This window comes from Coleofasciculus sp. D1-CHI-01 (assembly GCF_040218875.1).
In the GTDB taxonomy this organism is placed as follows: domain Bacteria; phylum Cyanobacteriota; class Cyanobacteriia; order Cyanobacteriales; family Coleofasciculaceae; genus Coleofasciculus.
This window is the reverse complement of the sequence record NZ_JAVJQP010000116.1, coordinates 13,888-38,008: the sequence shown is the minus strand read 5'-3', so window position 1 is coordinate 38,008 and position 24,121 is coordinate 13,888. Positions and strand designations below refer to the sequence as shown.

General features: G+C 44.5%; 24 protein-coding genes and 1 pseudogene. 9 read left to right on the top strand and 16 right to left on the bottom strand.

Annotated features, from left to right (window positions below):
• Positions 1 to 2: 2 nt before the first annotated feature.
• The 11 genes and pseudogenes from RIB93_RS20985 to RIB93_RS20935 form a co-directional block, all read right to left on the bottom strand.
• Positions 3 to 388, bottom strand: a pseudogene (locus RIB93_RS20985) (HNH endonuclease); the annotation flags it as partial.
• On the bottom strand, positions 385 to 732 hold the full coding sequence (locus RIB93_RS20980; protein ID WP_446375252.1) for a hypothetical protein: 348 nt from the start codon (positions 730 to 732) through the stop codon (positions 385 to 387). The gene RIB93_RS20980 and the pseudogene RIB93_RS20985, both read right to left, overlap by 4 nt.
• An 83-nt stretch (positions 733 to 815) precedes the next feature.
• Positions 816 to 1,025, bottom strand: coding sequence for a hypothetical protein (locus RIB93_RS20975; protein WP_446375250.1), 210 nt, complete (start codon positions 1,023 to 1,025; stop codon positions 816 to 818).
• Positions 1,022 to 1,321 carry a BrnT family toxin gene (locus tag RIB93_RS20970; RefSeq protein WP_446375248.1) on the bottom strand — a complete coding sequence of 100 codons (300 nt, stop codon included), beginning with the start codon at positions 1,319 to 1,321 and terminating at the stop codon, positions 1,022 to 1,024. The genes RIB93_RS20975 and RIB93_RS20970 overlap by 4 nt, the downstream gene beginning before the upstream one ends.
• Before the next feature lie 455 nt (positions 1,322 to 1,776).
• Complete coding sequence (locus RIB93_RS20965; protein ID WP_006105092.1) at positions 1,777 to 2,007, bottom strand: hypothetical protein; 231 nt, start codon at positions 2,005 to 2,007, stop codon at positions 1,777 to 1,779.
• A complete protein-coding gene (locus RIB93_RS20960) occupies positions 1,997 to 2,254 on the bottom strand; it encodes a hypothetical protein (RefSeq protein ID WP_446375245.1) in 258 nt (85 codons plus the stop codon). Before RIB93_RS20960 ends, RIB93_RS20965 begins: the two co-directional genes overlap by 11 nt.
• 93 nt (positions 2,255 to 2,347) lie before the next feature.
• Positions 2,348 to 2,500, bottom strand: a complete 153-nt coding sequence (locus RIB93_RS20955; RefSeq protein ID WP_446375243.1) for a hypothetical protein — start codon at positions 2,498 to 2,500, stop codon at positions 2,348 to 2,350.
• Positions 2,501 to 2,516: 16 nt separating this feature from the next.
• The gene (locus RIB93_RS20950; RefSeq protein WP_446375241.1) at positions 2,517 to 2,657 is read right to left on the bottom strand and encodes a hypothetical protein; all 141 of its coding nucleotides are present in this window, start codon (positions 2,655 to 2,657) and stop codon (positions 2,517 to 2,519) included.
• Complete coding sequence (locus tag RIB93_RS20945; RefSeq protein ID WP_446375322.1) at positions 2,645 to 2,770, bottom strand: element excision factor XisH family protein; 126 nt, start codon at positions 2,768 to 2,770, stop codon at positions 2,645 to 2,647. Before RIB93_RS20945 ends, RIB93_RS20950 begins: the two co-directional genes overlap by 13 nt.
• Positions 2,771 to 3,188: 418 nt before the next feature.
• A complete protein-coding gene (locus RIB93_RS20940; RefSeq protein ID WP_446375239.1) occupies positions 3,189 to 5,411 on the bottom strand; it encodes a putative baseplate assembly protein in 2,223 nt (740 codons plus the stop codon).
• 124 nt (positions 5,412 to 5,535) lie between these two features.
• The gene (locus RIB93_RS20935; RefSeq protein ID WP_446375237.1) at positions 5,536 to 5,952 is read right to left on the bottom strand and encodes a GPW/gp25 family protein; all 417 of its coding nucleotides are present in this window, start codon (positions 5,950 to 5,952) and stop codon (positions 5,536 to 5,538) included.
• Positions 5,953 to 6,043: 91 nt separating this feature from the next.
• Here RIB93_RS20935 and RIB93_RS20930 point away from each other — a divergent pair, with 91 nt between their 5' ends.
• On the top strand, positions 6,044 to 6,874 hold the full coding sequence (locus RIB93_RS20930) for a hypothetical protein (protein WP_446375235.1): 831 nt from the start codon (positions 6,044 to 6,046) through the stop codon (positions 6,872 to 6,874).
• A gap of 5 nt (positions 6,875 to 6,879) precedes the next feature.
• Here the strand turns inward: RIB93_RS20930 and RIB93_RS20925 are convergent, their stop codons facing one another.
• From RIB93_RS20925 to RIB93_RS20905, 5 genes are all read right to left on the bottom strand, one after another.
• The gene (locus RIB93_RS20925; protein ID WP_446375233.1) at positions 6,880 to 7,275 is read right to left on the bottom strand and encodes a DUF4280 domain-containing protein; all 396 of its coding nucleotides are present in this window, start codon (positions 7,273 to 7,275) and stop codon (positions 6,880 to 6,882) included.
• A gap of 59 nt (positions 7,276 to 7,334) precedes the next feature.
• Positions 7,335 to 9,281: a VgrG-related protein gene (locus RIB93_RS20920; RefSeq protein WP_446375231.1), complete on the bottom strand. Its 1,947-nt coding sequence runs from the start codon at positions 9,279 to 9,281 to the stop codon at positions 7,335 to 7,337.
• Positions 9,282 to 9,674: 393 nt separating this feature from the next.
• Entirely contained in the window at positions 9,675 to 10,184 is a 510-nt protein-coding gene (locus tag RIB93_RS20915) for a CIS tube protein (protein WP_446375229.1), read from the bottom strand.
• A 220-nt stretch (positions 10,185 to 10,404) separates the two neighbouring features.
• Positions 10,405 to 10,611 carry a hypothetical protein gene (locus RIB93_RS20910; RefSeq protein WP_446375227.1) on the bottom strand — a complete coding sequence of 69 codons (207 nt, stop codon included), beginning with the start codon at positions 10,609 to 10,611 and terminating at the stop codon, positions 10,405 to 10,407.
• 684 nt (positions 10,612 to 11,295) lie between these two features.
• Positions 11,296 to 11,439: a hypothetical protein gene (locus RIB93_RS20905; RefSeq protein WP_446375225.1), complete on the bottom strand. Its 144-nt coding sequence runs from the start codon at positions 11,437 to 11,439 to the stop codon at positions 11,296 to 11,298.
• 29 nt (positions 11,440 to 11,468) lie between these two features.
• Here RIB93_RS20905 and RIB93_RS20900 point away from each other — a divergent pair, with 29 nt between their 5' ends.
• From RIB93_RS20900 to RIB93_RS20865, 8 genes are all read left to right on the top strand, one after another.
• On the top strand, positions 11,469 to 15,905 hold the full coding sequence (locus RIB93_RS20900; RefSeq protein ID WP_446375223.1) for a PAS domain S-box protein: 4,437 nt from the start codon (positions 11,469 to 11,471) through the stop codon (positions 15,903 to 15,905).
• A gap of 150 nt (positions 15,906 to 16,055) precedes the next feature.
• Positions 16,056 to 17,111 (top strand): diguanylate cyclase domain-containing protein, encoded by a 1,056-nt coding sequence (locus tag RIB93_RS20895; RefSeq protein ID WP_446375221.1) that lies wholly within the window; start codon positions 16,056 to 16,058, stop codon positions 17,109 to 17,111.
• A gap of 263 nt (positions 17,112 to 17,374) precedes the next feature.
• Positions 17,375 to 18,895, top strand: a complete 1,521-nt coding sequence (locus RIB93_RS20890; RefSeq protein ID WP_446375219.1) for an adenylate/guanylate cyclase domain-containing protein — start codon at positions 17,375 to 17,377, stop codon at positions 18,893 to 18,895.
• Positions 18,896 to 19,137: 242 nt separating this feature from the next.
• Positions 19,138 to 19,635, top strand: a complete 498-nt coding sequence (locus RIB93_RS20885) for an HNH endonuclease (protein ID WP_446375217.1) — start codon at positions 19,138 to 19,140, stop codon at positions 19,633 to 19,635.
• A gap of 214 nt (positions 19,636 to 19,849) precedes the next feature.
• The gene (locus RIB93_RS20880; protein WP_446375215.1) at positions 19,850 to 21,121 is read left to right on the top strand and encodes a DHH family phosphoesterase; all 1,272 of its coding nucleotides are present in this window, start codon (positions 19,850 to 19,852) and stop codon (positions 21,119 to 21,121) included.
• A 61-nt stretch (positions 21,122 to 21,182) separates the two neighbouring features.
• Positions 21,183 to 21,926, top strand: a complete 744-nt coding sequence (locus tag RIB93_RS20875) for a TylF/MycF/NovP-related O-methyltransferase (protein WP_446375213.1) — start codon at positions 21,183 to 21,185, stop codon at positions 21,924 to 21,926.
• A 336-nt stretch (positions 21,927 to 22,262) separates the two neighbouring features.
• On the top strand, positions 22,263 to 22,766 hold the full coding sequence (gene sixA, locus RIB93_RS20870; protein WP_446375211.1) for a phosphohistidine phosphatase SixA: 504 nt from the start codon (positions 22,263 to 22,265) through the stop codon (positions 22,764 to 22,766).
• Between the two features lie 93 nt (positions 22,767 to 22,859).
• Entirely contained in the window at positions 22,860 to 24,017 is a 1,158-nt protein-coding gene (locus tag RIB93_RS20865) for a citrate synthase (RefSeq protein ID WP_446375209.1), read from the top strand.
• The last annotated feature ends 104 nt before the right edge of the window (positions 24,018 to 24,121 follow it).

Here is a 24,121-nt window from a genome sequence, read left to right as displayed (position 1 = left end):
AATCGTTTTCGTTCAGATAACCGCTCATCACCATTCAATTGCAGTAATTTCACCGTTGTCCTTCCTTCGGGTGTTAATCCATCAATATCCGCCTCCTCACTCACAAAATGTTCAGACCATTTCTGTTTACGGGGATTAAATAAAAAACTAAATTCTCCAGTTTCTGGGTCATAAGAGCCAAGGTCAGTTCCTTTATGACGATTACAACGCCAACAGGTCAATGCCAAATTATCTGCATCGGTTTTACCCCCATGTTTTTCAGGAATTACATGGTCAATTTCGTGGGAAAAAAGGAAACGGAATTAGGAACCAAGCAATACTCGCATCTGTAATTGGCTCGTTCTTCCACCAGGCGACGTAGTGCAGCTGGAATATAGGTACGACTCATGCCGTCCCCATCAAATAACTTAGACTACCCGCTTTGAGCATCACGATTAGATGTTCGATACGTTCATACTCATCAAGTTCTTGTTGTTCTGGGAGTGTGATTTCTCCGGCTTGGCTGCGTGCTAGCAAAGTTTGCAGTCTTATTTGCATTTCCGGAGTCGGACGGAACGCGAGAATTTCTTCTGGCGTGGGTTGGCTTGCCAGGAAGTTAAGAATATAGTGATAAATACGAGCTGGAAGTGGTGGCTGCTGGAGACTAAGTGCCAGGAGTTCCGGCAACCGATCACCAACCTGTGCCAGTTGTTCTCTTAACTCGTCAGATACTTCAAGGGTAATTTTTGTCACGTTGTTATCCAAGAAGTTTTCTTTACAATCGAATACATATTTTCATTATAAAAGTATACTATAAAAGTCGTGCGATCGCTACATCACTTGGTTTGCCGAACACTTTCAATTAGCTTTATATTCGCTCTGAGCCATTCATTCACCAATGTCTCAACTTCAACACCCTTCTCATTGGCAAGCTTGTTCATGACCTCATTAACATCAGGTTCAAGATAAATGGGAAAGTTAAAAACGGCATCAGGATGATAAAACTTGCCACGTTTACCCTTAGAAAAATCATAGTCTGCTTTCATTGATTTCCCTCGCTATACTGGCTCATTTCTCGATTTGTTACTTTACGTGCCGAAATTATCCGAATTTGGCACAATTCATCGTTAATCTGTTCGTAAGTATGTACGACAACACGAACCACACCTGTGCTGTCTATTCCCATCGTAATCCAGCGTTCCTCATTCTGACTATGTTCCTGATCATAAATAGATAGCTGATTGGGATCGCGAAAGATTGTCGCAGCTTGACGAAAAGAAACCCGGTGTTTACGAATGTTTTGCTGGTCTTTGGTCGAGTCCCAATCAAAGCTATAACGCAATCATTACCTCTCTCCCTGCCTAGGCTACAACAATTCTAACCTAGCTTTTGCGATCGCGTAACACTGATTTCGCTGATTTATAGAGACGGTAGCGGTTGGAAGTGAGAGGTTTGCCCCACTGATTTCACTGAGGCGTTAGTCCTCAATTGCCAGAAGATGTAAGATTTGTCGGGAAATTATTAAGTCCTCTGTGTCAATCGGTGTCCTTCACGCTTTGTGTCTTCTCTTTAGTGTCACTCAATCCGTGTAATCTGTGTTTTGGAAGTGATGAGGAAAGAGTCTATAGGCTGGCACATTTTTCCATGATGAAACAATACCTAAAATCGTTGCCTAAGTCAAGCCTGTATCGTAGAAATGGGTAAAAATAGAAGTGCGATCGCCTGTGGGTCGAATTGAGGATAAACAGAGCGCGATCGCGTTAGGATTGGATTGATGGGAGAGAGTGCGATCGCCGATCAAGTGACATGATAAGCCGTAATAGCAACTGCGCCATCTGGACTATAAATTGCTTCTATTCGCCTGAAACTTGTATGAACCCACCAAACCTTAATCCGATTTCCTTTAGCTGGAGCCGTACCCATCTTACTATATCCGGCAGCAATTAAAAGCGCTTCAAATTCAGGAGTTGGCAGAATTTTAACCGTGATTTTGGCAATGCCATCCAGATCATGCTGATCAAGGGTCATAGCTACCTTGATAGGTACTATAGATCCGATACCCCGGTAGAACCAGTGCTATACCCCACCAACTATGAATAATTCCAGGATAGGTTTCTTCCGCTTCACTCCCACCTAACCTAATTTTCAGATCACCTAGCCAAAGATAAAATCCTGGAACGAGACTATCTAAGCTGTAAGCGATCGCTTGCAATTGAGAATCGGATTGTTGCCTAGGTTGAACTGACTTTTTTTTATTCGAGTGAGACGTTGACATAAACAGAATTTGAAGTGACGAGTACAGAGTCTATAGGCGGACACATTTTTCCATGATGAAATAGTACCTAAAAAATTAGCCAAAGTCAAGCCGCTATCGTAGAAATGGGTAAAAAAAAATAGAAGTGCGATCGCCTGTCAGTCGAATTAAGGATAAAAAGAGTACGATCGCTGTTTGGGTTGGATTGATGGGAGAGAGTGCGATCGCCTGTCGGTCGAAATGAGGATAAACAGAGTGCGATCGCACCCACTTTCCTTACAAGTCAACCCTTAGGCGATACCAACGGGTTTGCTACCCTAACGCCAATAGCACTTTCAGTTGTCGAACCCGATTTTTTATTGAGTTGATGATATTCCATTAAAATTTCTTGGATAATTTGCCGATAATGCTTTAATCTATCCATTCCACAATACCCTCACTTTCTGGATCAACGATTAACAATTTCACTTGATTCCGATTGATAATCATCTGAGCTAACTGGCGTTGAAAATAACGTTTATAGGTTCCTTGTGTAATCGCTAAATATCCTTAGCAGGCATCTATAGTGTTGAAGTACATACCCCTTTAATTGTAACCAAATATCGGAGGTAATCGCCGTAACACTGATTTCACTGATTTATAGAAACGTTAAGGGTGAGGAGTGAGAGGTTAGTCACACTGATTTCACTGAGGTGTTAGTTCTCAATTGCCAGAGTATGTAAGAATTGTCGGGAAATTATTAAGTCCTCTGTGTCAATCTGTGTCCTTCACGATTGAATCTTCTCTTTAGTGTCATTCAATCAGTGTAATCTGTGTTTTTGAAGTGATCAGTCTAGAGTCTATAGGCTGGCATATTTTCCCATGATGAAATAGTACATAAAAAATTAGCCAAAGTCAAGCCTTTATCGTATAAAAGAGTAAAAATAGAAGTGCGATCGCGCTTCTCCATTCACACTTATGTAATCAAATTAATCACATGACCAGAGCGTGATCGATTACTATGCCAAGAACAGATTAGACCCAAAGCACCGGGGTCAATGAGAGCTAGGGGTGAGCTTCGCACCCAATTTTGTCCCTGACGTCGTAATTCAAATAGCTGTACCGCCCCTAAATACTGTACCCCAGCAACGCTTTGCAATAAGGTAACAATATCCGATGAATAAACTGGGCGACCGAAAGACCACCCGTTCCCCTCTGAACCCCCAGTTAAAGGATTGAGAAAACGATAGAGTGCGGTTTGTAGTTTCAATAGTATTTCTTGTTGGGCACGGGGATTATTATAAGCTGCATCCAGAGCAACTTCTGTTTGTACCGCAACCCCAACGTAATCGGGTTGGCTACAGAGGATTTCTACACCGAGTAACCGTCGTTCATCGAGATAACTTAGCACTCGTTCGGTGAGTTGCGGGGTTAGCGTTAATACATCTGGATCAATGCCTTCACCGCGCTCAATCCCATCCGTATTGGCGTTGGGTACAAGCAGCAGACGTACTCGTCCGGCGTCTTCTTGGCGAATGGGTGATAAGCATAACACGCGAGAAATAGAGCCGCCTCCGGCTTCCATGGCTAGGTATTCAAAGTCTTCGCGAGTAACAGCGCGATCGCGGGTTCTTAGGAGTCGCGGTACCCGGATCACGGCTTGTTCTAAAGATTCCGCATCAGCGCCATTCCGGGCGGGAGAATAGTTAATTACGTTCGCCACATAAGGAACAGCGGATTTGAGGACTTGAATCGCGCCCCGTTGTACGTTACCCTGTTGACCACCCCCAATGCGATAGGCAGCCATTTGGATCACCGCACCTCTAGGGGGAACTGCGCCATATTGACGTTCCATCGACTGCATCGCTGCGCCCTCCCGTCGTTCTAACGCGCCAGTTCTCCCGTTGACTAAACTGAGCATTTCTGAGGGTACTCTCTGGGAACGAGAACGCCACCGCGTTTGTTCTCGCAGTTGAGAGGGTTCTCGTAATAGGGGACCAAATTGAATGATGCCAGTAATCGCATCAATGGTATAGTGCAGGTCTTCTGGACCTGAGTCAGCAAAATCATTGACTTCTTGCCAGATTTGAGGTAATCCTCCAGGTGGAATCACCAGAAGATGTTCCTCTTCCCGGCGCGGCAAAATTCCCCGTCCTTGCAGTTGAAAGGTTTGACCGGGATTTCCATCACTTTCGCCCAGGATTTCATTACGAATCGTGGTACATTGGGTGACTTCCACGGTACCGCCAATCGACCGAACATCTAAACCAACGATGCGCGGGGAACGCATATAACCGGGTTGATTGAACTGAGGTTCGCTGTAAACACAGCGTAGCCAACGTCCCTGATAGGTAACAAATTGGGTAACGGGTAAACGCAGGGGTAAATGGAGGACAACATCCGCCCCTTGTAACGGATCACCCCCTTGACGGATCAGTTCACTGAAACTAAATCCTTTGGTGCTATCATCCGCTTCTTGGAGGAGGATGGGTTGCCAAAACATACCATTCCAGGCTTGCCAAAGGCGGGGGGGATCTTCGGGATTAATCCCAGTGGAGGTAGCGGCTTCACCTTTAATTCGCAGGGCGATAACATTGCCTTCGATGGGTTGATCGGCTTCAAAGACGAGATAAAAGCAATTTCCCGCTTCAGGTTGTTCATTAAAAATCGATAACTCCAAGCCTTCCCACTCCCCACTGGGTTGCTGACTCCACGTTCCCACGAAGCGATCGCGCAGGACTTCCGGTTGGTCGTCAGCGGTTTCGGAGGTGAGAAAATGGCGGATACTGGGTTTCGCAATCACTAGGGGGCGATCGGTGCTAAAAATAATCGCATCATCGGTTTGAGTGCGTACTGTCGCCACTTCGGTTCCCCTGGGAATCGTGTAGGCTTCGGGGAGAGACGAACTCAAATAAAATGTTTGTTGGGTTTGCGCCGGGGTTGGCGCTTGTAGGCGAATCCCCAGTAATTCCAGAAAGGTAACATAGTTACGCCGGGGGACTTGATTGAACCGCAGCAACATTTGGTCAGTTAACCAGGCGAACAGTTCAATCAGCGTGATTCCGGGGTCACTGGGGTTATAATTCGTCCACTCGGGACAGTAGCGGGGAATGCGGAGGATACACTCTTCCACCAAATCCTGAAACGCGCGATCGTCTAAATCAGATTTTGGTAACTTGGGTAAAAAATCAAATTCCATAATTTGTCATTCGTCTTATGTCTTATGTCTTATGTCATTCGTCTTATGTCATTTGTCTTATGTCTTATGTCATTTATCATTTGTCATTTATCCCCATGAATCATGAATCATGAACTATGACCAACTACTCTCCAGATGGCTGGAGATAGAACGGATACACTAAACTCCGAGTATCATGGGAATCTTTGGGATGATATTCAATAATAATATTGACCCGACCGCGAATCGGATCAGGTTCTGTATAAACGCCATCCAGTACAATCCGAGGTTCCCACATTTTCAGGGCTTCCTCAACATAGATTCGGATCAGCAAAAGCGTTTGGGTATTCATTGGCGCAAAGGCGAGTTCAGACAGGCGCGACCCAAAATTTTGTCGGTAGACTCTCTCACCCACCTTAGTTCCCAGAATTAGCGCGATCGATTCTTCGATGTTCCGGATGTCGGCGCTGAGTTGCAGGCTTCCTTGCAAGTTTCCTCGTAAGGGAAATGATAGTCCCCTACCCAGATAATCTCGTGGCTGATTATTTGTAATGTCTGCCATTTCTATAAATTTAGTGAGTTAGAATCAGTACGTTCTTACCAGAATCTCAAGAATTTAGCCGATTTACCAAAACCTGAGTCTCGTTAAAGATATGGAAGTTCATAATTCAGTCATAGAGGCAGAAGTTTTACTCAAGAATCATGGAGTTGTTCTGCTCAAAGGAATCCTCGATCCTGCTCAACTTTCCCTTGTTGCTCGATCCGCTACTCAATGTTTTTCTTACATAGAACAGATTATTCATGAACAGGGAATCGAACAGGTCAGTGATTATCTCCCTTGCTACTATTTCTTTAATCTTAGAGTCACCTCCGTTAGTCTTTTTGCCCTTGATGATTATCAAATAACCCATGCTTTCGAGAAGATTTCGCACCAAATGATATCTATTGTAATTAATTCTTTAGTTTATCAGGTTTTAGCCAAGATTATGGATAGCTCCCTTTTATTTAACCTTTCTCAATCTTGGGTCAGGAAACAATATGCTCTTTCACACTATCATCCCTTGCATACTCCCCATACCTGGCATCAAGATGGGGCATTGGGAGTTACGTTTAACCCTTTGTCGAATAGCAGTAATTACTATATCCGTGAACCTTTAACACCCCTGATTACCTGCTGGATACCGCTCACGGATTGTGGGCGAGATCGACCGGGGCTTCAGTTTATCCGGCGAAATCTCGATCAGCTTCTCCATTATGACTGTCTAAACGAGGTTAAACTTAGACAACCTTTTGCACCCAATGAGTTTTGGTCTCCAGAAATGACTGTGGGAGATGTTCTTATTTTTCTGAATGGCACGCTTCACAAAACTTATGTTACTGAAGCCATGACTCAGGATCGAATTAGTGTTGAATTGCGGGTGATGAGTGCTAACAAAATTCCCCAATGGATGAACCGGAATGTATTTATTCCTTTAAAAGAATAATCAATTTAGAGAACACTAACTTGAAATTGTCCTGGATTCATAATTTTGATTACACCGCCCCACATGCAGTTACAAACAGCAAAATCAGGGAGTGCCGGAAGTTTATTAATCTTTGTTTTAATTGCTCCAGGCTTCCATGGACCGACGGGAACAGGGAGACAGGGCATCGGAGTTAATACCCCTAAAGCGGCTGCTGTGGCTGAGGCTACGGCTGGATTAGCTATAGATGTACACATACCAAAAGGCGGAATATTGGTAATGGGTACAAAGTCCATAATTGTAGCGGCTAACATTCCTTTCACCGATACAGGTGGACCTTTTGGAATCACAATTAATGAACTAGGTGCTACTCCAAACGGAATACATTGGAGGGTTGCACCCATACAAGTTTGCAACGGCATTTGTTATCTCTTTTGACTCCTTTTTTACTTTCTTTTATCAGGTATCGATCTCAGATTTATTAGCCTAAGCTAACAGTTGGAGCTGAAACTGTAATCGCTGCTTTACCCCGTACTGATGTGGTCAGACCACTCAAGGTAGTCATGGCTTGAGAATCAATAGTAATCCCTGATGGACCTAGATCTATTCTATTAAAACCTTGCTTAAGGGTAATACTAGTCGTTGAAATTTCTATCGTGCTGCCCCCTACTTTTAAGGTGATATTCAGTGGAGCTTCTACATTAATTGTTCCTGTTGATTTCATTGTAATATTACGCCCTTGGTCTTTCATTTCATAGGTATGTCCTCCTTGAGTTTTTATAACAATCTTCTTATTCTGATCATCTAGACGTACTTGATGACCATCTTTGGTTTTAGCTTCAATAAATCTTTCGGTGTCATTCAGGTGCAAATGATGACCATATACCGTATCCAAATAAACCCCTTTTTTACTCCCTCCTTTATCCTCCTCTACAAACTGTAACGTATGACCCGTGCGAGTTTTCAATGTCCGCAGTCGAACCTTGCCATCCATAACACTATCAGTCACCGCTTCGGGCGGTTTATCCTTGCCATTCCAAACCCCACCAATCACATAAGGATGATGAATATCGCCATGTTCAAACCCGACTAACACCTCATCATTCACCTCTGGAATACAGTCAAACCCGCGTCCGGGTCCTACGCCAGCCGCCGCGATTCGCGCCCAGTAGCTAGCATGATCTTCGGTCAGGGTAGGAAACTTGACTCTAACTCGACCCCAACCATTAGGGTCATTATTATCCGTAACAATGCCCACGAGTAATGTTTGTCCCGGTTGAAACGGCGCTTCGTGGGATAACAGTGACGGAAGATTATCCCCACGTAATCCGCGTATCGTGAACTCTGTGGTGTAAATACGTTCGTCGAACAGGTGACGGGTTTCTGTAACGTAATACTCCCCACTGTACTTACCTAAATCGCTTAGTTTGATCACCCGCCCAGGGCGAATTTTGGGGTTTCCTTCCGCTTTAGCATCAGCGTGAACAAATTCTCCCCCTAACTCATCACATACGGCTTGGGCTAGGGTTCTGGCTTCGGGTGCGTTGAAAACGGGTTGGTCTACCAAAATCATCTTGGGTGTGGGTGGCTTTCCTTTAAAACTGGTACTGGTTTTCGCACCGTCCCCATAATCGTTTTTGGTATGTACCTGTCCTCGATTCGCTGTTTCTACAATTGAACGTTTTTGACTGTAGTCCCAACCCCTTACCTCAACTTCACTCACCTGTTCGGCGCTACTGACTCTAACCTGAAAACTATGGACATCTTTTAACCATTTCAGTTCTAGGGATTCATCAACTTTGGGTTGGCGGAAGTTTAATTTTCCATCCTGGACAAAAAATTCAAAGCCATTGCGGGCGGCGCGTTCGCGTAAGAATTCCAGATTGGTCTGATTTTCTTGAAACACATAACCATTCGACCCATTGATATCCCCGTATCCATAAGGTCCCCCAGTTTCATCAATCGTACCTGTGGGTATCCCGACTTCCCCAGCAATTTTTTTGACAATATCGGTATCGGTCATATTCTGGAATGAACGATTATACCGCCCCCGCCACAGTCGATGAGAAATATCGTAGCCGCGAATCATCATCGGCGCTTCAGAGTCACGAGTAAAGTTACACTCCATCGCCGTGATTTCCCCTTCTAGAACATAATCTCTGTCTTCCTCTTCAAACTCTTGGGCTTCGGTGGTACTAGAACCGAACCCTATCTTAATCGTTTTGCCGATTTCAAATAAGCCTGCATGTCGCCAGGTTTCATCCTCGCTGCGCCCAGGAAAGTAATCATTCTTAATCACTAGGGTGAACATTCCGGGAAGATGGAGGCTTTCTTCCACCGCGATTTCAATAATGTCGTCCATTAATGCTTTGGACGCTAACTGACCATCAATTTCTAAAATCGGTTCAGCTACATAAGTAACAGCCATGGCGACCTCTAGAATCAAGACTTGGCACTGAGTTGTGGTACTAACTGGGAATTTACCCAGAGGGGAGTTGATGTCAGACAGAGATGATTTAAGTAGAAAACAGGGAGTTGGGAGATTGAGTTTCTCGTTGATGGCTGACCTGTTTCTGCTGCCTTAGTTTTACGTTTTGTAAACTAATCTCAATAGCATATTTAAGATGAATGTAGCATTCATCTGCCAAATTCAACAGGTCACTATTATAAAAGGTCTGAGTCAACTAAACTATACTATTGTCGTATACTATTGTCGGGTCGATGATGGATAGAGATGGGTTAAGGAGTGCGATCGCGACTTTGAACAGCTAATATCTCCCTCATCTCCCTTATCCATACTCGCCACCTGCACCGTTCTACACTAGCGCCCACCACTCTGACGCTGGCTAGCACCGGGTTGTGGCGTTCCCATCCCTGGTTGAGACACAGACTCATCAATCTCTTCCAACGTCAAATTAACCGACACTCGGACTGGAGTCCCATCGGGCAGAAACATGGTCAGGTTATAATCAACTTTTGTAACAAAACAGCGAATATACTCCTGAGATCCCCAGGTAAACACATAAGTGGGAGGACGTTTTTCCTTTCCTTCCCCCGACTCGGCAAAATTTACTGCTTTCTCAAAGGGTTTCAGATGGCGGAGGACGTTCTCACCTGTTTCATAGGTATCAAAAATAATGTCGTTAATCGAGAGGGTAACAGGTTCAGGATAGGCAAAGTTGACCTTGGGTAATCCTCGACCCGTTCGCGCTCCGCTACTTTTTGTTAAGTTAATTTGCTGGCTAAATGCCAATTGGTTGGGGTTGAACATGAAATTAATTGTTCCCCCACCATCTGTAGAAATCAGTTGGGCTTTAACAAGTTGTGACATGACCAATTCTCTCCGACTCCGTTTGTCTGGTGATTGTCAATGGTTTCATCGGCTTATCGGACGCTGAGTTTTCCAGAAAGACTCTTACTGACTACTTTACCAGAGGGTTGAGAAAAGGGCTTACCCACCTGTAAAGTAATAAGCCCCTCTGATTTCAGGATTCAATTAAACGTTTGCGTGATTTGTTTAAGTCTTGTAAAGATGTTCCACCGGAACGTCTCTACGATTGTGCTACTGTAGCATTTAATAATTTCACGTAAGCAATAGGAAGGACAAGGGGCCAACATAGCGTGGTGATGCCAACAGTGAGAAACGATAAGACTTTTTGCTGAGGTGATAGTCCTGCTTCTTTTTTGAGAAACCGTAACCAAGTGGCGAATAAATAAAGTCCAACCAACCCGTAAACACTAATAAGCAAAAGTGTCATCTTCAATCTCCAGATATAAATAAATACAATTCATCAACGTCTATGGTATTATAGCAGACGTCTATTAACTTTTTAATCGGGTTCAGCAGAACATCTCTACGACTGTGATACGGTAGCGTTCAATAACCTGACGTAAGCAATGGGGAGGACAAGGGGCCACAATACTGTGGCGATACCAATAGTGAGTAACGATAAAAATTTTTGTTGATCTGACATTCCTCTTCCTTGTTTGAAAAAGCGTAACCAAGCCCCTAATAAATAAAACGAAACAAGCGCGTATAGACTTAAAAGCCAAAGGTTCATAGCAAGATCCCAGATGTAGACGAAAACAGGTAGATCAGAGTTTAGATTATGAGAGATATCTGATCGGTTTGCACTATTGAAATTATCCTAAACTGTCCCAATGTACTCTGTGTTACATGTCTTGAAGCCCGGTGATCTTCAGAAAAACAAATGGTGAGGTAGTTGAAAGTAAACTGTGATGATTATCCTAAAAGCCAATGATAAAGATCACAGTCGATAATAACACTAAAGTGCAGACTACGAAACTGCCTTAAGCACTAACTTAAGTGGACTGGCAATGATTGTAAGGTTTAACCGTCTGATTGAAAGTATTGCTTTGAGTTAAAATGTTAGACTCTAAGGAGGTTCGCTCTCCCTATTCCCCCCGATGGTGATCCGATTCTAGAGTTGAGATTGTAACCGCTTGGCGGATGGGGAAAGGATAGGTTTTGTGGGAATGGTATTGGTGCTATCTCGATTGCCCCCATAAATCTGCCCCAAGTAAGCGCTTGATGGGTTTATTTCAAAGCGTACCAAATCATTCATCCTGGATCATTTAAACGTCAGAAAGTCCGATGAACAAAACCTGGAATCTTTCTCCGTTAGGACGATATTTTCTCAACCTTTTAGCCCTGACGCTAATTTATATCGCCACTGCCCAAATTTTTAGCCGTCAGACTATTATCCCCTTGATCTGGATTCCCGCTGGAATTAGTCAAGCCGCCCTCTTGTTACTGGGGCGCAATCTGTGGCTGGGTGTGGCTTTGGCTGAGTTATCTAGGGCACTATTTTTGGGAATTCCGGGAACGGTTGCGATCTCGTCGTGTTTAGGCTGTACGCTACAAGCTTGGTGGGGTGTGACGTTGGTTCAATCCTGGGAGATGCATCCAGGGTTAAATCATCGCCGGGATGTGGTCAAATTTCTGGTGGGTATGGTTCTATTATCCTCCCTGGTGAGTCCCACAATTCGTCTGCTGGGTGAAGTCTTGGTGGGGGAATGGGGTGCAGGAGATTGGCTGCGGTGGTGGTTGAGTAACGCCATGGGACTTTTAATTGTTACGCCTATACTGTTGACTCAGAGTTATTCTGTGATGCAGTCGGGGGATGAGGGGAATGAGGGAGAGGGGGAAGATGGGGGAAATGGCGACGATAGGGAAGTTATGCAGTTCATTCAAAATTTGGGTAAGGGCGGGTTTAGGCACATCTGGGTTAAGTCAGAAACAAGGGTAGTGAAACCCGCCACTACAACATCAACAATCATCTGGCAAGTTGGAGTCTGGCTGATTGGATTGGGAATCGTGAGTGGGTTGGTGTTTGGTGTTTTCTCGATTCCCGCTAGTTCCTCGGTTATGGTAACAGGTGATAGTATAACGGCTTCTAATCCAATCGGAGTCCAGTTTCATCAACAAATTGCTACTCAGTTAAGCGAGTTGTTAAATCAGCCTTTCTTTCAGGTTGACTTAAAGTATTTGCTATTTCCGTTTATTTTAGGGTCAGCCCTACAATGGGGTCAACGGATTACAACATTGGGTATTGGTGTAGTCGCGAGTATTGCCTTTTGGCAACAGGCTGAGAGGTTTGAGTCATTTAATCGGGTTATCGTTTCCCAAGATGTGTTTATCGCCATCTTCGCCATCACCGCCCTGATTGTCGCTGCTATTGTCAGCGATCGCGCTACAGCTTACCAAGAATTATGCGATCGCGACACCCAGTCTTGCTATATCGTTGCACATCTGGATCAACAGTTTCAGGAACGAACCGCCGCCCTGAAAGCCGCCAATCGCCAACTCTTAGCCGAAGTGGTAGAACAGAAGCAGATGGAGAAAGCGTTGCGGAAAAATGATCAACGTTTCGCCCTATTGGTTCAACAAACGCCCCTGGCGGTGATTGAATGGAATACTGATGGGCATATTGTTGATTGGAATCCGGCGGCGGAAACCATTTTTGGCTATCGTCGAGACGAAGCATTGGGTCATCCGTCTACTCTAATTGTACCTGCGGCTGCCCAAGCTCAAATTAAACAGATTAAAGCTAAACTTTGGTATGACAAACAAGTTGCCCGTTCCTGTAATCAGAATATCACAAAAGATGGCAGAATCATTATTTGTGAATGGTATAATACTCCGCTAATTGATAGCCAAGGGAATCTTCTTGGTATTGCGTCCATGGCATTAGATATTACTCAACGCCAGCAAACGCAAACGGCATTACGGGAGAGTGAGGAACGGTTTGCCCTAGCGATTCAAGCCAATGATAGCGGACTGTTTGATATTAATTTCAAAACAAAAACCTACTATTATTCGCCCCAATTTCTGCATCTGATTGGTTATCCTGAAGACCGAGATACCCCCAGCTTTGATGAGTTGATGGCGCGGGTTCATCCAGAGGATCAGTCGATGGTGAAAATCAGCATCGATCAACTTTTCATTAGTGAACTCTCGCAGTGGAAATTAGAGTTTCGCATGGTATACACCGATGGTTCAACCCCTTGGTTTTTATCGCGCGGATTGGTTCTGCGGGATGACAAGGGTAAGGTGACGCGAATTGTCGGGACACATACGGATATTAGCGATCGCAAACAAGCAGAAGCCGCCTTACTAGAGAGAGAGGAACAATTCCGTCAACTGGCTGAAAATATCCGGGAAGTGTTCTTTTTAACCACACCCGATTTAAGCCGCATGTTTTATCTGAGTCCCGCTTATGAGGAAGTTTGGGGACGATCCCGCGAAAGTCTTTACGGTCAGCCGATGACCTGGTTAGATAATATTCATCCTTATGATCGCGATCGCGTGGCGGAGGCGTTAGGGAAACAACTGCAAGGCGAACAAGACTTTGAACAAGAATACCGCATTTTACGTCCCGACGGGAGTGAACGCTGGGTTTGGGTGCGGACGTTTCGGGTATTTGACGACAAGGGTAAAATGACCCGTATCGCTGGGATTGCCGAAGATATCACCGAACGCAAATATTCCGAAGCCGAACTGCGGCGTCAAACCCTACAACGGCAACTCTTTGCCGAAATTACGCTGAAGATTCGCCAATCCTTAAAACTCGATGCCATCCTGCAAACAACGGTAACAGAAGTGCGCCGAATTTTGCAAGTGGATCGAGTGGTGATCTACCAACTCAATGATGATGGAACCGGTGTGATTATGACGGAAGCTGTAGTTCCTGGCTGGACACCAATTCAAGGACAGGAGATTTATGATCCCTGTTTTCGGGAAGGCTACCTGGATCAATACCGCCAAGGACGAATTCGCGCGATCGAGGATCTCTACCAAGCCGACTTAGAACCCTGCCATATCGAACTTTTACAACCCTTTGGCGTGAGAGCGAATTTAGTCGTCCCAATTCTACAACGAGAGAACCTCTGGGGTCTATTAATTGCCCATCAATGTAGTGGTCCGCGACAGTGGGAAATGTTTGAAATTGAACTGTTGAGTCAACTAGCGGATCAGGTAGGAATTGCCCTCGCCCAGAGTCAACTGTTAGAAGAACAAACCCGAATTAGTCAACAATTAGCCGAAAAGAATTTACACCTGGAACAAGCCCGCCAAGAAGCCGAAACTGCCAATCATGCTAAAAGCGAATTCTTGGCGAATATGAGTCATGAACTCCGCACTCCCCTCAACGGTATTTTAGGCTATGTTCAAGTTCTCAAACGTGAACCTCATCCCACCGCCAAGCAACAGCAGGGACTGAGTATTATTCAACAGTGTGGGGAACACCTGTTAACCCTACTCAACGATATTTTAGACCTGTCTAAAATCGAAGCCCGGAAAATGGACTTATGTTTAAGCGAATTTCAGTTTCCCCATTTTCTAGAAGGCATTATCGAAATGGTTCGTATTCGGGCGGACGAAAAAGCCATTGCGTTTCACTATCAACCTCTCTCTCTTTTACCTAAAATTGTCCGGGGTGATGAAAAACGATTGCGACAAGTGCTAATTAATTTGTTGGGAAATGCGATTAAATTTACGGATCAGGGGAGTATCACATTTAAAGTGGGCTATACTTCAGCCCAAGCACCAGCGACAGAAGCATCTAGCACTATGCGCTTTCAAATTGAAGATACCGGAATTGGCATCGCGGCTGAACAATTAAACGATATATTTTTACCCTTCCATCAAATTGGCGATCGAAATCGACAGGTGGAAGGAACGGGATTAGGATTAGCGATTAGTCAGCGATTAGTTCAACTCCTTGGCGGTGAACTGCATGTCGAAAGTAATGTTGGTCAAGGAAGTACTTTTTATGTTGATTTAGAGTTACCCGCCGTTTCTCCTGATCAGGCAATCGATGTGGTGGAAGACAGAATTATTAGTGGGTTTCGCGGTTATCCGCGCAAAATTTTGATTGCTGATGATCAATGGCAAAATCGTTCAATTTTAGTCAACTTGTTGTTACCCTTAGGATTTGAGGTACTCGAAGCGATCAATGGTGAAGACTGTCTCCAGCAAGCGCAACAAGAACACCCTGACGCAATTTTAATGGATTTGATCATGCCAAAACTCGATGGATTAGAAGCAACTCGGCGGATACGAGAAATTCCATCGTTACGAGATACCATTGTCTTAGCGATTTCAGCCAGCGTTTTTGGAGAAAAACAACAGCAATCTCTCGCCGCAGGTTGTGATGATTTTATTGGACAACCTATACAAGCTAAAACTCTCTTTGCTACTCTGCAAAAGCATCTCGATTTAGAGTGGATTTATGAATCCGACGATGCACCAAGTAGTGCTTACCCTTCAGAAAAATTACCTGATCAAAATGCCGAGGTTTCGATTACTACCTCAAAGATTGTTGCACCGCCCCAAAAGGAAATGAATGTTCTTTATGAATTAGCTATGATGGGTGATATTAAAGGGATTAGTGAGCAAGCCGATAAACTTGAACAACTTGATTCACGATGGGTTCTATTTGCCAAGAAGCTGCGCCGTTTAGCCAATGGTTTTCAGGAAAAACAAATTCTAGAATTTGTGAAAAAATACATGAACGATAGAGGAGATTAAAATTGTTTAATTTAGTTTGGTTTTTAGGGGCAGGTTTTACTACTATCGTGTTTTACTTCATCTAGATGTAATTAAACCCGCCCCAATTGAGTGCATAACGAAGGACTAATGACGAAGGACTAATGACGACTAATAAATCACGAATAACAAATGACGAATGACAAAGAAACAATTCTCATTGTTGATGATAATCTCACCAACTCAGAAGTGCTGTTAGATTTTGTGAGTGAGGCAGGGTTTCAGGTTATCGTGGCAAGGGATGGTGACAGTGCCATTAAAAAAGCTGAAGTTGAGCATCCCGATATCATTTTGCTGGATGTGATTATGCCGGGAATTGATGGGTTTGAAACCTGTCGGCGTCTGAAAGCTAATCCGGCTACCCAAGATATCCCAGTAATTTTTCTTACCGCCCTGTCTCAAACGGCGGTTATCATCAAAGGATTTGAATTAGGCGCAGTTGATTATATTATTAAGCCCACTCAGCAGGAAATTGTGTTAGCACGGGTGAATACTCATCTGACGATTCAAAAGCTACGCCAAAATCTGCAAACCCAAAATCAGCAACTCCAACAGGAGATTCAGCAGCGTCAGGAGGCTGAGGCAAAACTGCAAAAAGCAAATGCTAAACTAAAGCGTTTAGCCACGTTAGATAGTTTAACTCAGCTGGCAAATCGGCATCGATTTGATGAATATTTTAACCAAGTGTGGCGGATTTCGCGACGAGAACAATGGGTGTTGTCGTTACTTTTATGCGATGTGGATTATTTTAAACTCTACAATGATACTAAGGGGCATCAAGCTGGGGATGAATGTTTGTATAAGGTGGCGCAAGCGATGAAACAGGTGGTAAAGCGTCCCGCCGATTTAGTCGCCCGCTATGGAGGAGAAGAATTTGCGGTGATTCTACCGAATACTCCAGCCCCAGGAGCGTTACAAGTTGCCAAATTTATTCAGTCGAAGCTGACTCAGTTAGGTTTGACGCATCCGCGATCGCCGATAAAAAATTCTGTCACCTTAAGTGTGGGGGTATCTAGCACTGTTCCTTGTCATCAAACCTCTCCGGAAGCGCTAATAGCGGCGGCGGATCAAGCATTGTATCAGGCAAAAGAAACGGGACGCGATCGCGCAATTTTTCTGCCACTGGACGATCCTCACTCTCAGAGTGTATGCTCTATACCTTCACCCTCTCGTTCCTCACCCCAGTGATTGCCTGGGGAAGCTATGTAGAGACGTGCCATGGCACGTCTGGGAGCAGAGGAATAGGACAATAGTTAATCTTCTAACGGGAGACAATAAAATAGCTGCGATCGCAAGAGTATTCGTAACAGATTGGCAACAATACCCGTATATCTGCTCTGGCTTGATTTTGAAGTTGGTGTATCTTCCATCCCAGGCTTATCATCTATTATTTATCTACCGTTCATGGCAACTTCATCAGGTAATGAACCCTGAACGATGAACGATGAACTATGAACCAAACTACATTAGCCCCGATGAATGATGAACATTCTAATCAAGGCGTCATCGTTATTGTCGATGATACTCCTCATAATCTCGGTGTCCTCTTTGACTTTTTAACCGATTCTGGCTTCAAAGTTTTGGTGGCGCAGGATGGGCAAAGCGCTCTGCAAAAAGTCGAGTATGCCAAACCTGATCTCATCTTACTGGATGTGATGATGCCAGGGATTGATGGCTTTGAAACCTGTCGTCGCCTGAAAGCGAATCCAGCCACACGGGATATCCCGGTGCTTTTTCTCAGTGCGCTGTCTGATGCTGTGGATAAAGTCAAAGGCTTGAATCTGGGAGCCGTAGATTTCATCACCAAACCCGTACAGCAGGAAGAAGTTAAAGCCAGAGTGACAACCCATCTGGCGCTCCGGAACCTGCAAAAGCGGCTAGAGGAGCAAAATCTGCAACTCCAAGCCGAAATTCAAGAACGACAACGAGCAGAAGCTTCCCTACGTCAAGCGGAAGAGAAATATCGCAGTATCTTTGAACGAGCCACCGAGGGCATTTTCCAAGCCACGCCTGAGGGACGCTATATCACCGCGAATCCAGCCCTAGCTAAAATTTTAGGCTATACCTCCCCCGAAGACCTCATGGAACAGGTGAGGAATATTGGACAACAACTTTATGTTGAACCCACACGCCAGGAAGAGTTAGCCGCTTTAATCCAGCGCTACAATACCTTATCCGACTTTCAGTCTCAGGTTTATCGGAAAGATGGGAGCATTATTTGGATTGTGGAAAATATTGATACGGTTAAAGATGAAGCGGGTAAACTCCTCTACTACGAAGGAACGGTATCGGATATTACCGAACAAAAACAAGCTGAAGTTGCCCTGACTCGCGCCCGTAAACGTTCCGAACTCCTGCTGTTGAATATCTTACCTCAACCCGTAGCAGAGATGTTGAAGCGGGGTCAACGCACGATCGCGGAGAGTTTTAAAGGGGTGACGATTATGTTTGCCGATCTGGTAAATTTTACCAAGTTTTCTACGCAAACCTCACCAACTCAACTGGTTGAACTGCTGAATCAGATTTTCTCCAAATTTGACCGACTCGTCGAGGAACATGGCGTAGAAAAAATTAAAACCATTGGCGATGCGTATATGGTAGCGGCGGGACTCCCTCGGCGGCGTCTAGATCATGCTCAGGCGATCGCGCAGATGGCGTTAGAGATGCAGCGAGCCATTGATGAATTTAACCACGAAACCGGAGAAAATTTTCGCCTCAGGATTGGTATCAATAGTGGTCCTGTTGTCGCGGGTGTGATTGGCATTAAAAAGTTTAGCTACGATTTGTGGGGTGACACGGTGAATACGGCTAGCCGGATGGAGTCTCATGGCTTACCCGGTCGCATTCAGGTAACACAGGCGACTTATGGATTGCTCAAAGACGAATACGAGTTTGAGGAACGCGGTGTGATTCAGATTAAAGGTAAGGGAGAAATGACAACCTATTGGCTGCGGGGTAAAAAAATTCAGTAGACCGATCCTATATTTAGTGTTGAAATGATTAAGATCAAAACGGAAAACACTAGATATAGGATACACCTAACTTAAATCTTAGACTGAACCCGCAAGCTAGGCGAAAAAATTTCGGCGTTGGAGAATGACAAATCCGCGATCGCGCTGATGTTTCGCTTTGATAAGTGATCATGAAAATATGACCCAGCTCCATCAACCTGTGCTAATATCTGGAATAATATTCACTTTATTTCGATCTCCTAATGAGCAAGGTTCTGGTGTTAAACGCCTCCTACGAACCGCTCAATGTCACCAATTGGCGACGAGCGGTTGTTTTGATGCTCAAAGGCAAAGCGGAACAGATTGAACATAACGGCAAATATGTCTATCCAGAGTTACCGCTTCCCACAGTTATTCGCTTGCGCCATTACGTTCGGGTTCCTTACAAAGAAATTCCCTTAACCCGCCGCAATATCCTCTACCGTGATAGTCATTCTTGTCAATACTGTGGATACACGGGTGATGATTTAACCCTCGATCATGTGATTCCGCGTTCTCGACACGGGGGAGATTCTTGGGAAAACATTGTCACCGCCTGTGTACGGTGTAATGTCAAAAAAGGGAGCCGAACCCCGAAGGAAGCCAACATGATGTTGCGACATCAACCCCGCAGACCCTATAGCAGTTTGCACTTTGAGGTGGCTAAACAGGTTAAAGGTGGAGTCCATCAGGAGTGGCGAAAGTATGTGATTGGTGTTTAAGATCCCTGAAAAAATTGAATTTAAGATATTGGGCTATAAGGTTAATAACAGATAGCTGATCTGGTACTATATGCTCTTATGAGCTTATTCTTGCGTAACTGAACAAGGGATATATTACACAATATAAGAGTGGGTTCCAATGCCCATGCAATCACCAGCCCCTATTCCAGGGGCGATTGGTGTAAAACTATGATGGCTGAATACCTTGTCCGCGATGGAATCCAACTCACTTAAATCTGTCAATAATAACGCTCTCCCCCCTAAAGCATCACCTTCGGATGGGAGTGCGGCGGCTTCACACCAACAGAAAACTTCCCCAAAAAATCCCAAGAACCGCAGTAACAATACCGGTGAACGTCGGCGGCGTTTTGATGCATCCCAAGCCAAAATAGGAGAACTGCAACAGGTTTTAGATCGTCACAGTTCAGAACGCCAGCTTATTGTCATTCAAGATTTCCCTGATCCTGATGCTCTATCGAGTGCTTGGGCTTACCAGTTAATTGCCCAACAGTACAATATTCAATGTGACATTGTATATGCAGGAACTTTGTCTCATCAGGAAAACATTGCCTTGGTCAAGTTGACAAACTTACCTGCTAAGCGCTGGGGAATTCAGACATTGAAGGATCGGGATTTCTCCGTGTATCAAGGTTGTGTGCTGGTGGATAATCAGGGAACCACAACCCAATTAATGCCCTTTGTCAAAAAAGCAGGTGTCCCCATTGTCGTCCTGATTGACCATCACAACCCTCAGGATAATCTGGAGGCAGAATTTACCGATTTGCGACCTCAGACAAGGGCGACTGCCACTATCCTCAGTCAATACCTACAAACCGGGTTACTCAAGCTTGATAGTAGCATTAGTACCCATGTTAAGTGTGCTACAGCACTAATGCACGGTCTACGTGCCGATACCGATCGCTTGATGCGGGCGACGGAAGAGGATTTCCTAGCGGCGGCGTACTTGAGTCGTTTCTATGACGTACAGTTACTCAATGCTGTCCTGCAAACCGCGCGATCGCGACGAGTCATGGATGTGATTGAGCGATCGCTGAAAAACCGCATTGTTCAGAATAATTTTTCGATGGCGGGGGTAGGCTATTTACGGTACGATGACCGGGATGCAATTCCTCAAGCCGCTGACTTTTTGGTGACTGAAGAAAATGTCCACACGGCGGTGGTTTATGGGATTGTTCACAACGAAGACGAAGAAGTCGAAGTCGTGATTGGTTCCTTGAGAACCAGTAAAATCACCCTTGATCCCGACGAATTTATTAAAGAAGCCTTTGGTCAAGACAATCAAGGACGATTCTTTGGTGGCGGGCGCATGACCGCCGGTGGCTTTGAAATCCCCATTGGTTTCTTAGGTGGCTTTAATGACAATACCGAATTCACCAAGCTTAAATGGGAAGTCTTTGATATTCAAATCAAGCAAAAACTCTGGCGCTTAGTTAATCCCAAAGATAATGTGATTCATGCCGATTAATCTATGATATTGTCATGTAGAATGTCAGAATACAGATCATTAAAACACAGGAGCTAGCAAAATGTCTATTCAAATCCATAAATATTCTCGAAAAATAATCAGGAGATTTCCTAAGAAAATTACTACAAAAATATTCATTGAACCATTCTCTCCCTCGGTTAATCGTTCAGTCCGTAAAAACTTATTAACCTTTCTTGATATTACCGCTCTCAATGATTTATTCACGCAGGTAAAGCAATTAGAAAAGAACAATAAGAGAAATGGTATTATAATTGAAGCTGGATGTGCATTAGGTGGTTCAGCTATAGTCATGGCAAAAGCTAAGTCTAAGGCACGTCCTTTTTATGTTTATGATGCGTTTGAAATGATTCCTCCACCTTCAGAAAAAGATGGCGAGGATTGTCATAAGCGGTATGAAGTAATAAGAAGTGGTCAAGCTAAAGGGTTCGGCGGTAACAAATATTATGGGTATGAAGAGAATCTTTTTGAGAAAGTGAACGAAAATTTTAGAAAATACGGTGTTCCTGTTGACGAAAATAAGGTTTATCTAGTCAAGGGACTTTTTGAAAATGTATTACACGTCAATCAACCTGTAGCATTAGCTCACATAGACGGTGATTGGTACAACTCAGTGATGACTTGCTTGCAGCGTATCGAACCCTACCTAGAACAGGAAGGTGTTCTAGTAATTGATGATTATTATGGGTGGTCAGGTTGCCGCAAGGCAGTGGATGACTACTTTAGCGATAAACAGAGCCGTTATGAATTCATTCGCAAGTCTCGTTTACATATTATTCGTAAGTAACTGGAGTTTAGACTAATTCAACTGAGCCGGAAACTTGCCTTATGAAAATAGCCTCATTGACGGACTCAACTGAAACCACCTCTGCATTGGCATTTGAGCAGTTTTTCAGACCATTGTCCTGAGCCTGTGCTATAGCATTTTTATTTGAGATGTAAACAAGCAAACCTTGCCCAGTAAGGCTTTCAGTGCTTTGGCTGTACACGAATCAAATAAAAATACTATAGCGTTTGCATTTGAGATGAAAACAATTAACCCTTTTCCAGTAAGGCTTTCAGTGCTTGTGCTGTACGCGAATCATCTGAAAACACTATAGGTACAGAAGAGTCAAAAAAACAGATGACAATAAAACTGTACTTAATCCGTCATGGCATCGCTGCCGATCGCGAAGACTATCCCAACGATGAAGATCGCCCCCTAACCCGCAAAGGACGCAAAAGAACCACCAAAGTCGCCAAGCAACTGCGCGATCGCGGTTTGCAGTTTGACCCTATATTAACCAGTCCCTTAGTCCGAGCGCGAGAAACCGCCGCGATTCTGCAAGACGTAGGTTTAAGTGAGCAACTCGACGAATTTCCCAGCCTTGCGCCTGATGGGGATATCCATACCTGGGTTAACTGGCTACAGGAATGGCGTCAAAACCGAAACAGGGAAAGCTGTTTAGCGTTAATCGGTCATCAACCGGATTTAGGCAATTGGGCAGAATTGTTGGTTTGGGGAGAAGCACAGGAAAAACTTGTCCTCAAGAAAGCGGGCGTGATCGGGTTAAACCTGAAAGAAACGGGAGTCCCCCTTGGACGAAGTGAGCTATTTTTACTAACGTCACCAAAATGGCTGATCTAATCTGATCTTTAAGAAATTTTGTAACACACACTACTAATTCCCCAGTTTCTGGTAAGTTAGCCTGAGAACACTTCAAACGTATTTAGTAGTTCTATGACTGTCTGCGAGTATAAACCAGGTTTAGAAGGCATTCCCGCTGCCCAATCCAGTATCAGCTATGTTGATGGAAAACAGGGAATATTAGAGTATCGAGGTATTCGGATTGAAGAACTCGCTACAAAAAGCACGTTCCTAGAAACCGCCTATCTTCTGATATGGGGTGAGCTACCAACCAAGGACGAGCTAGAAAAGTTTGAGACGGAAATTCGTTACCATCGACGGATTAAATATCGGATTCGGGACATGATGAAATGTTTCCCAGAAACCGGACATCCGATGGATGCACTGCAAGCCTCTGCAGCAGCATTGGGGCTTTTTTACTCAAAACGCGCTCTGCCAAATCCCAATTATATCCGGGAAGCCGTTGTGCGCCTGTTGGCGAAAATCCCGACAATGGTAGCCGCATTTAAGCTGATGCGGAAGGGGAATGACCCGGTGAAGCCAAACGATGATTTAGACTATTCCGCTAATTTTCTGTATATGCTCACCGAGCAAGAACCCGATCCCCTAGAGGCTCACGTCTTTGATGTTTGCTTAACCCTCCATGCTGAACATACCATCAATGCGTCTACGTTCTCAGCCATGGTAACGGCTTCGACGCTAACTGACCCCTATGGGGTGATCGCATCAGCTGTCGGTACCCTTGCTGGTCCCTTGCATGGGGGGGCGAATGAAGAAGTGATTTCCATGCTCGAAGAAATTGGTTCGGTGGAAAATGTGCGTCCCTATCTAGAGGATTGCTTACAGCGCAAGGCAAAAATCATGGGATTTGGTCACCGCGTCTATAAGGTTAAAGATCCACGCGCCACGATTCTCCAGCATTTAGCCGAACAATTGTTTGATAAGTTTGGTTCCGATAAATACTACGAAATTGCCTTGGAGTTAGAACAGGCGGTTGAGGAAAAACTGGGACATAAAGGGATTTACGCGAATGTAGATTTCTATTCCGGTTTGGTTTATCGAAAACTGGGTATTCCCACCGACTTGTTTACCCCTATATTCGCGATCGCACGGGTAGCGGGTTGGCTGGCGCACTGGAAGGAACAGCTCGGAGAAAATCGGATTTTCCGACCTACCCAGATTTATACTGGCAATCACGGTGTCTCTTACGTTCCCATCCAGGAACGGACATCACAAATCCCCTTAGTGTAAAACCGGTCGATCGCTTCTCCCAAAAACTAAAGTGAAAGGAGGGGCGATCACTTGTTACTAGCGATGATTTGGTGGAGACAGTAAACGGAAGAGGATGATATCTT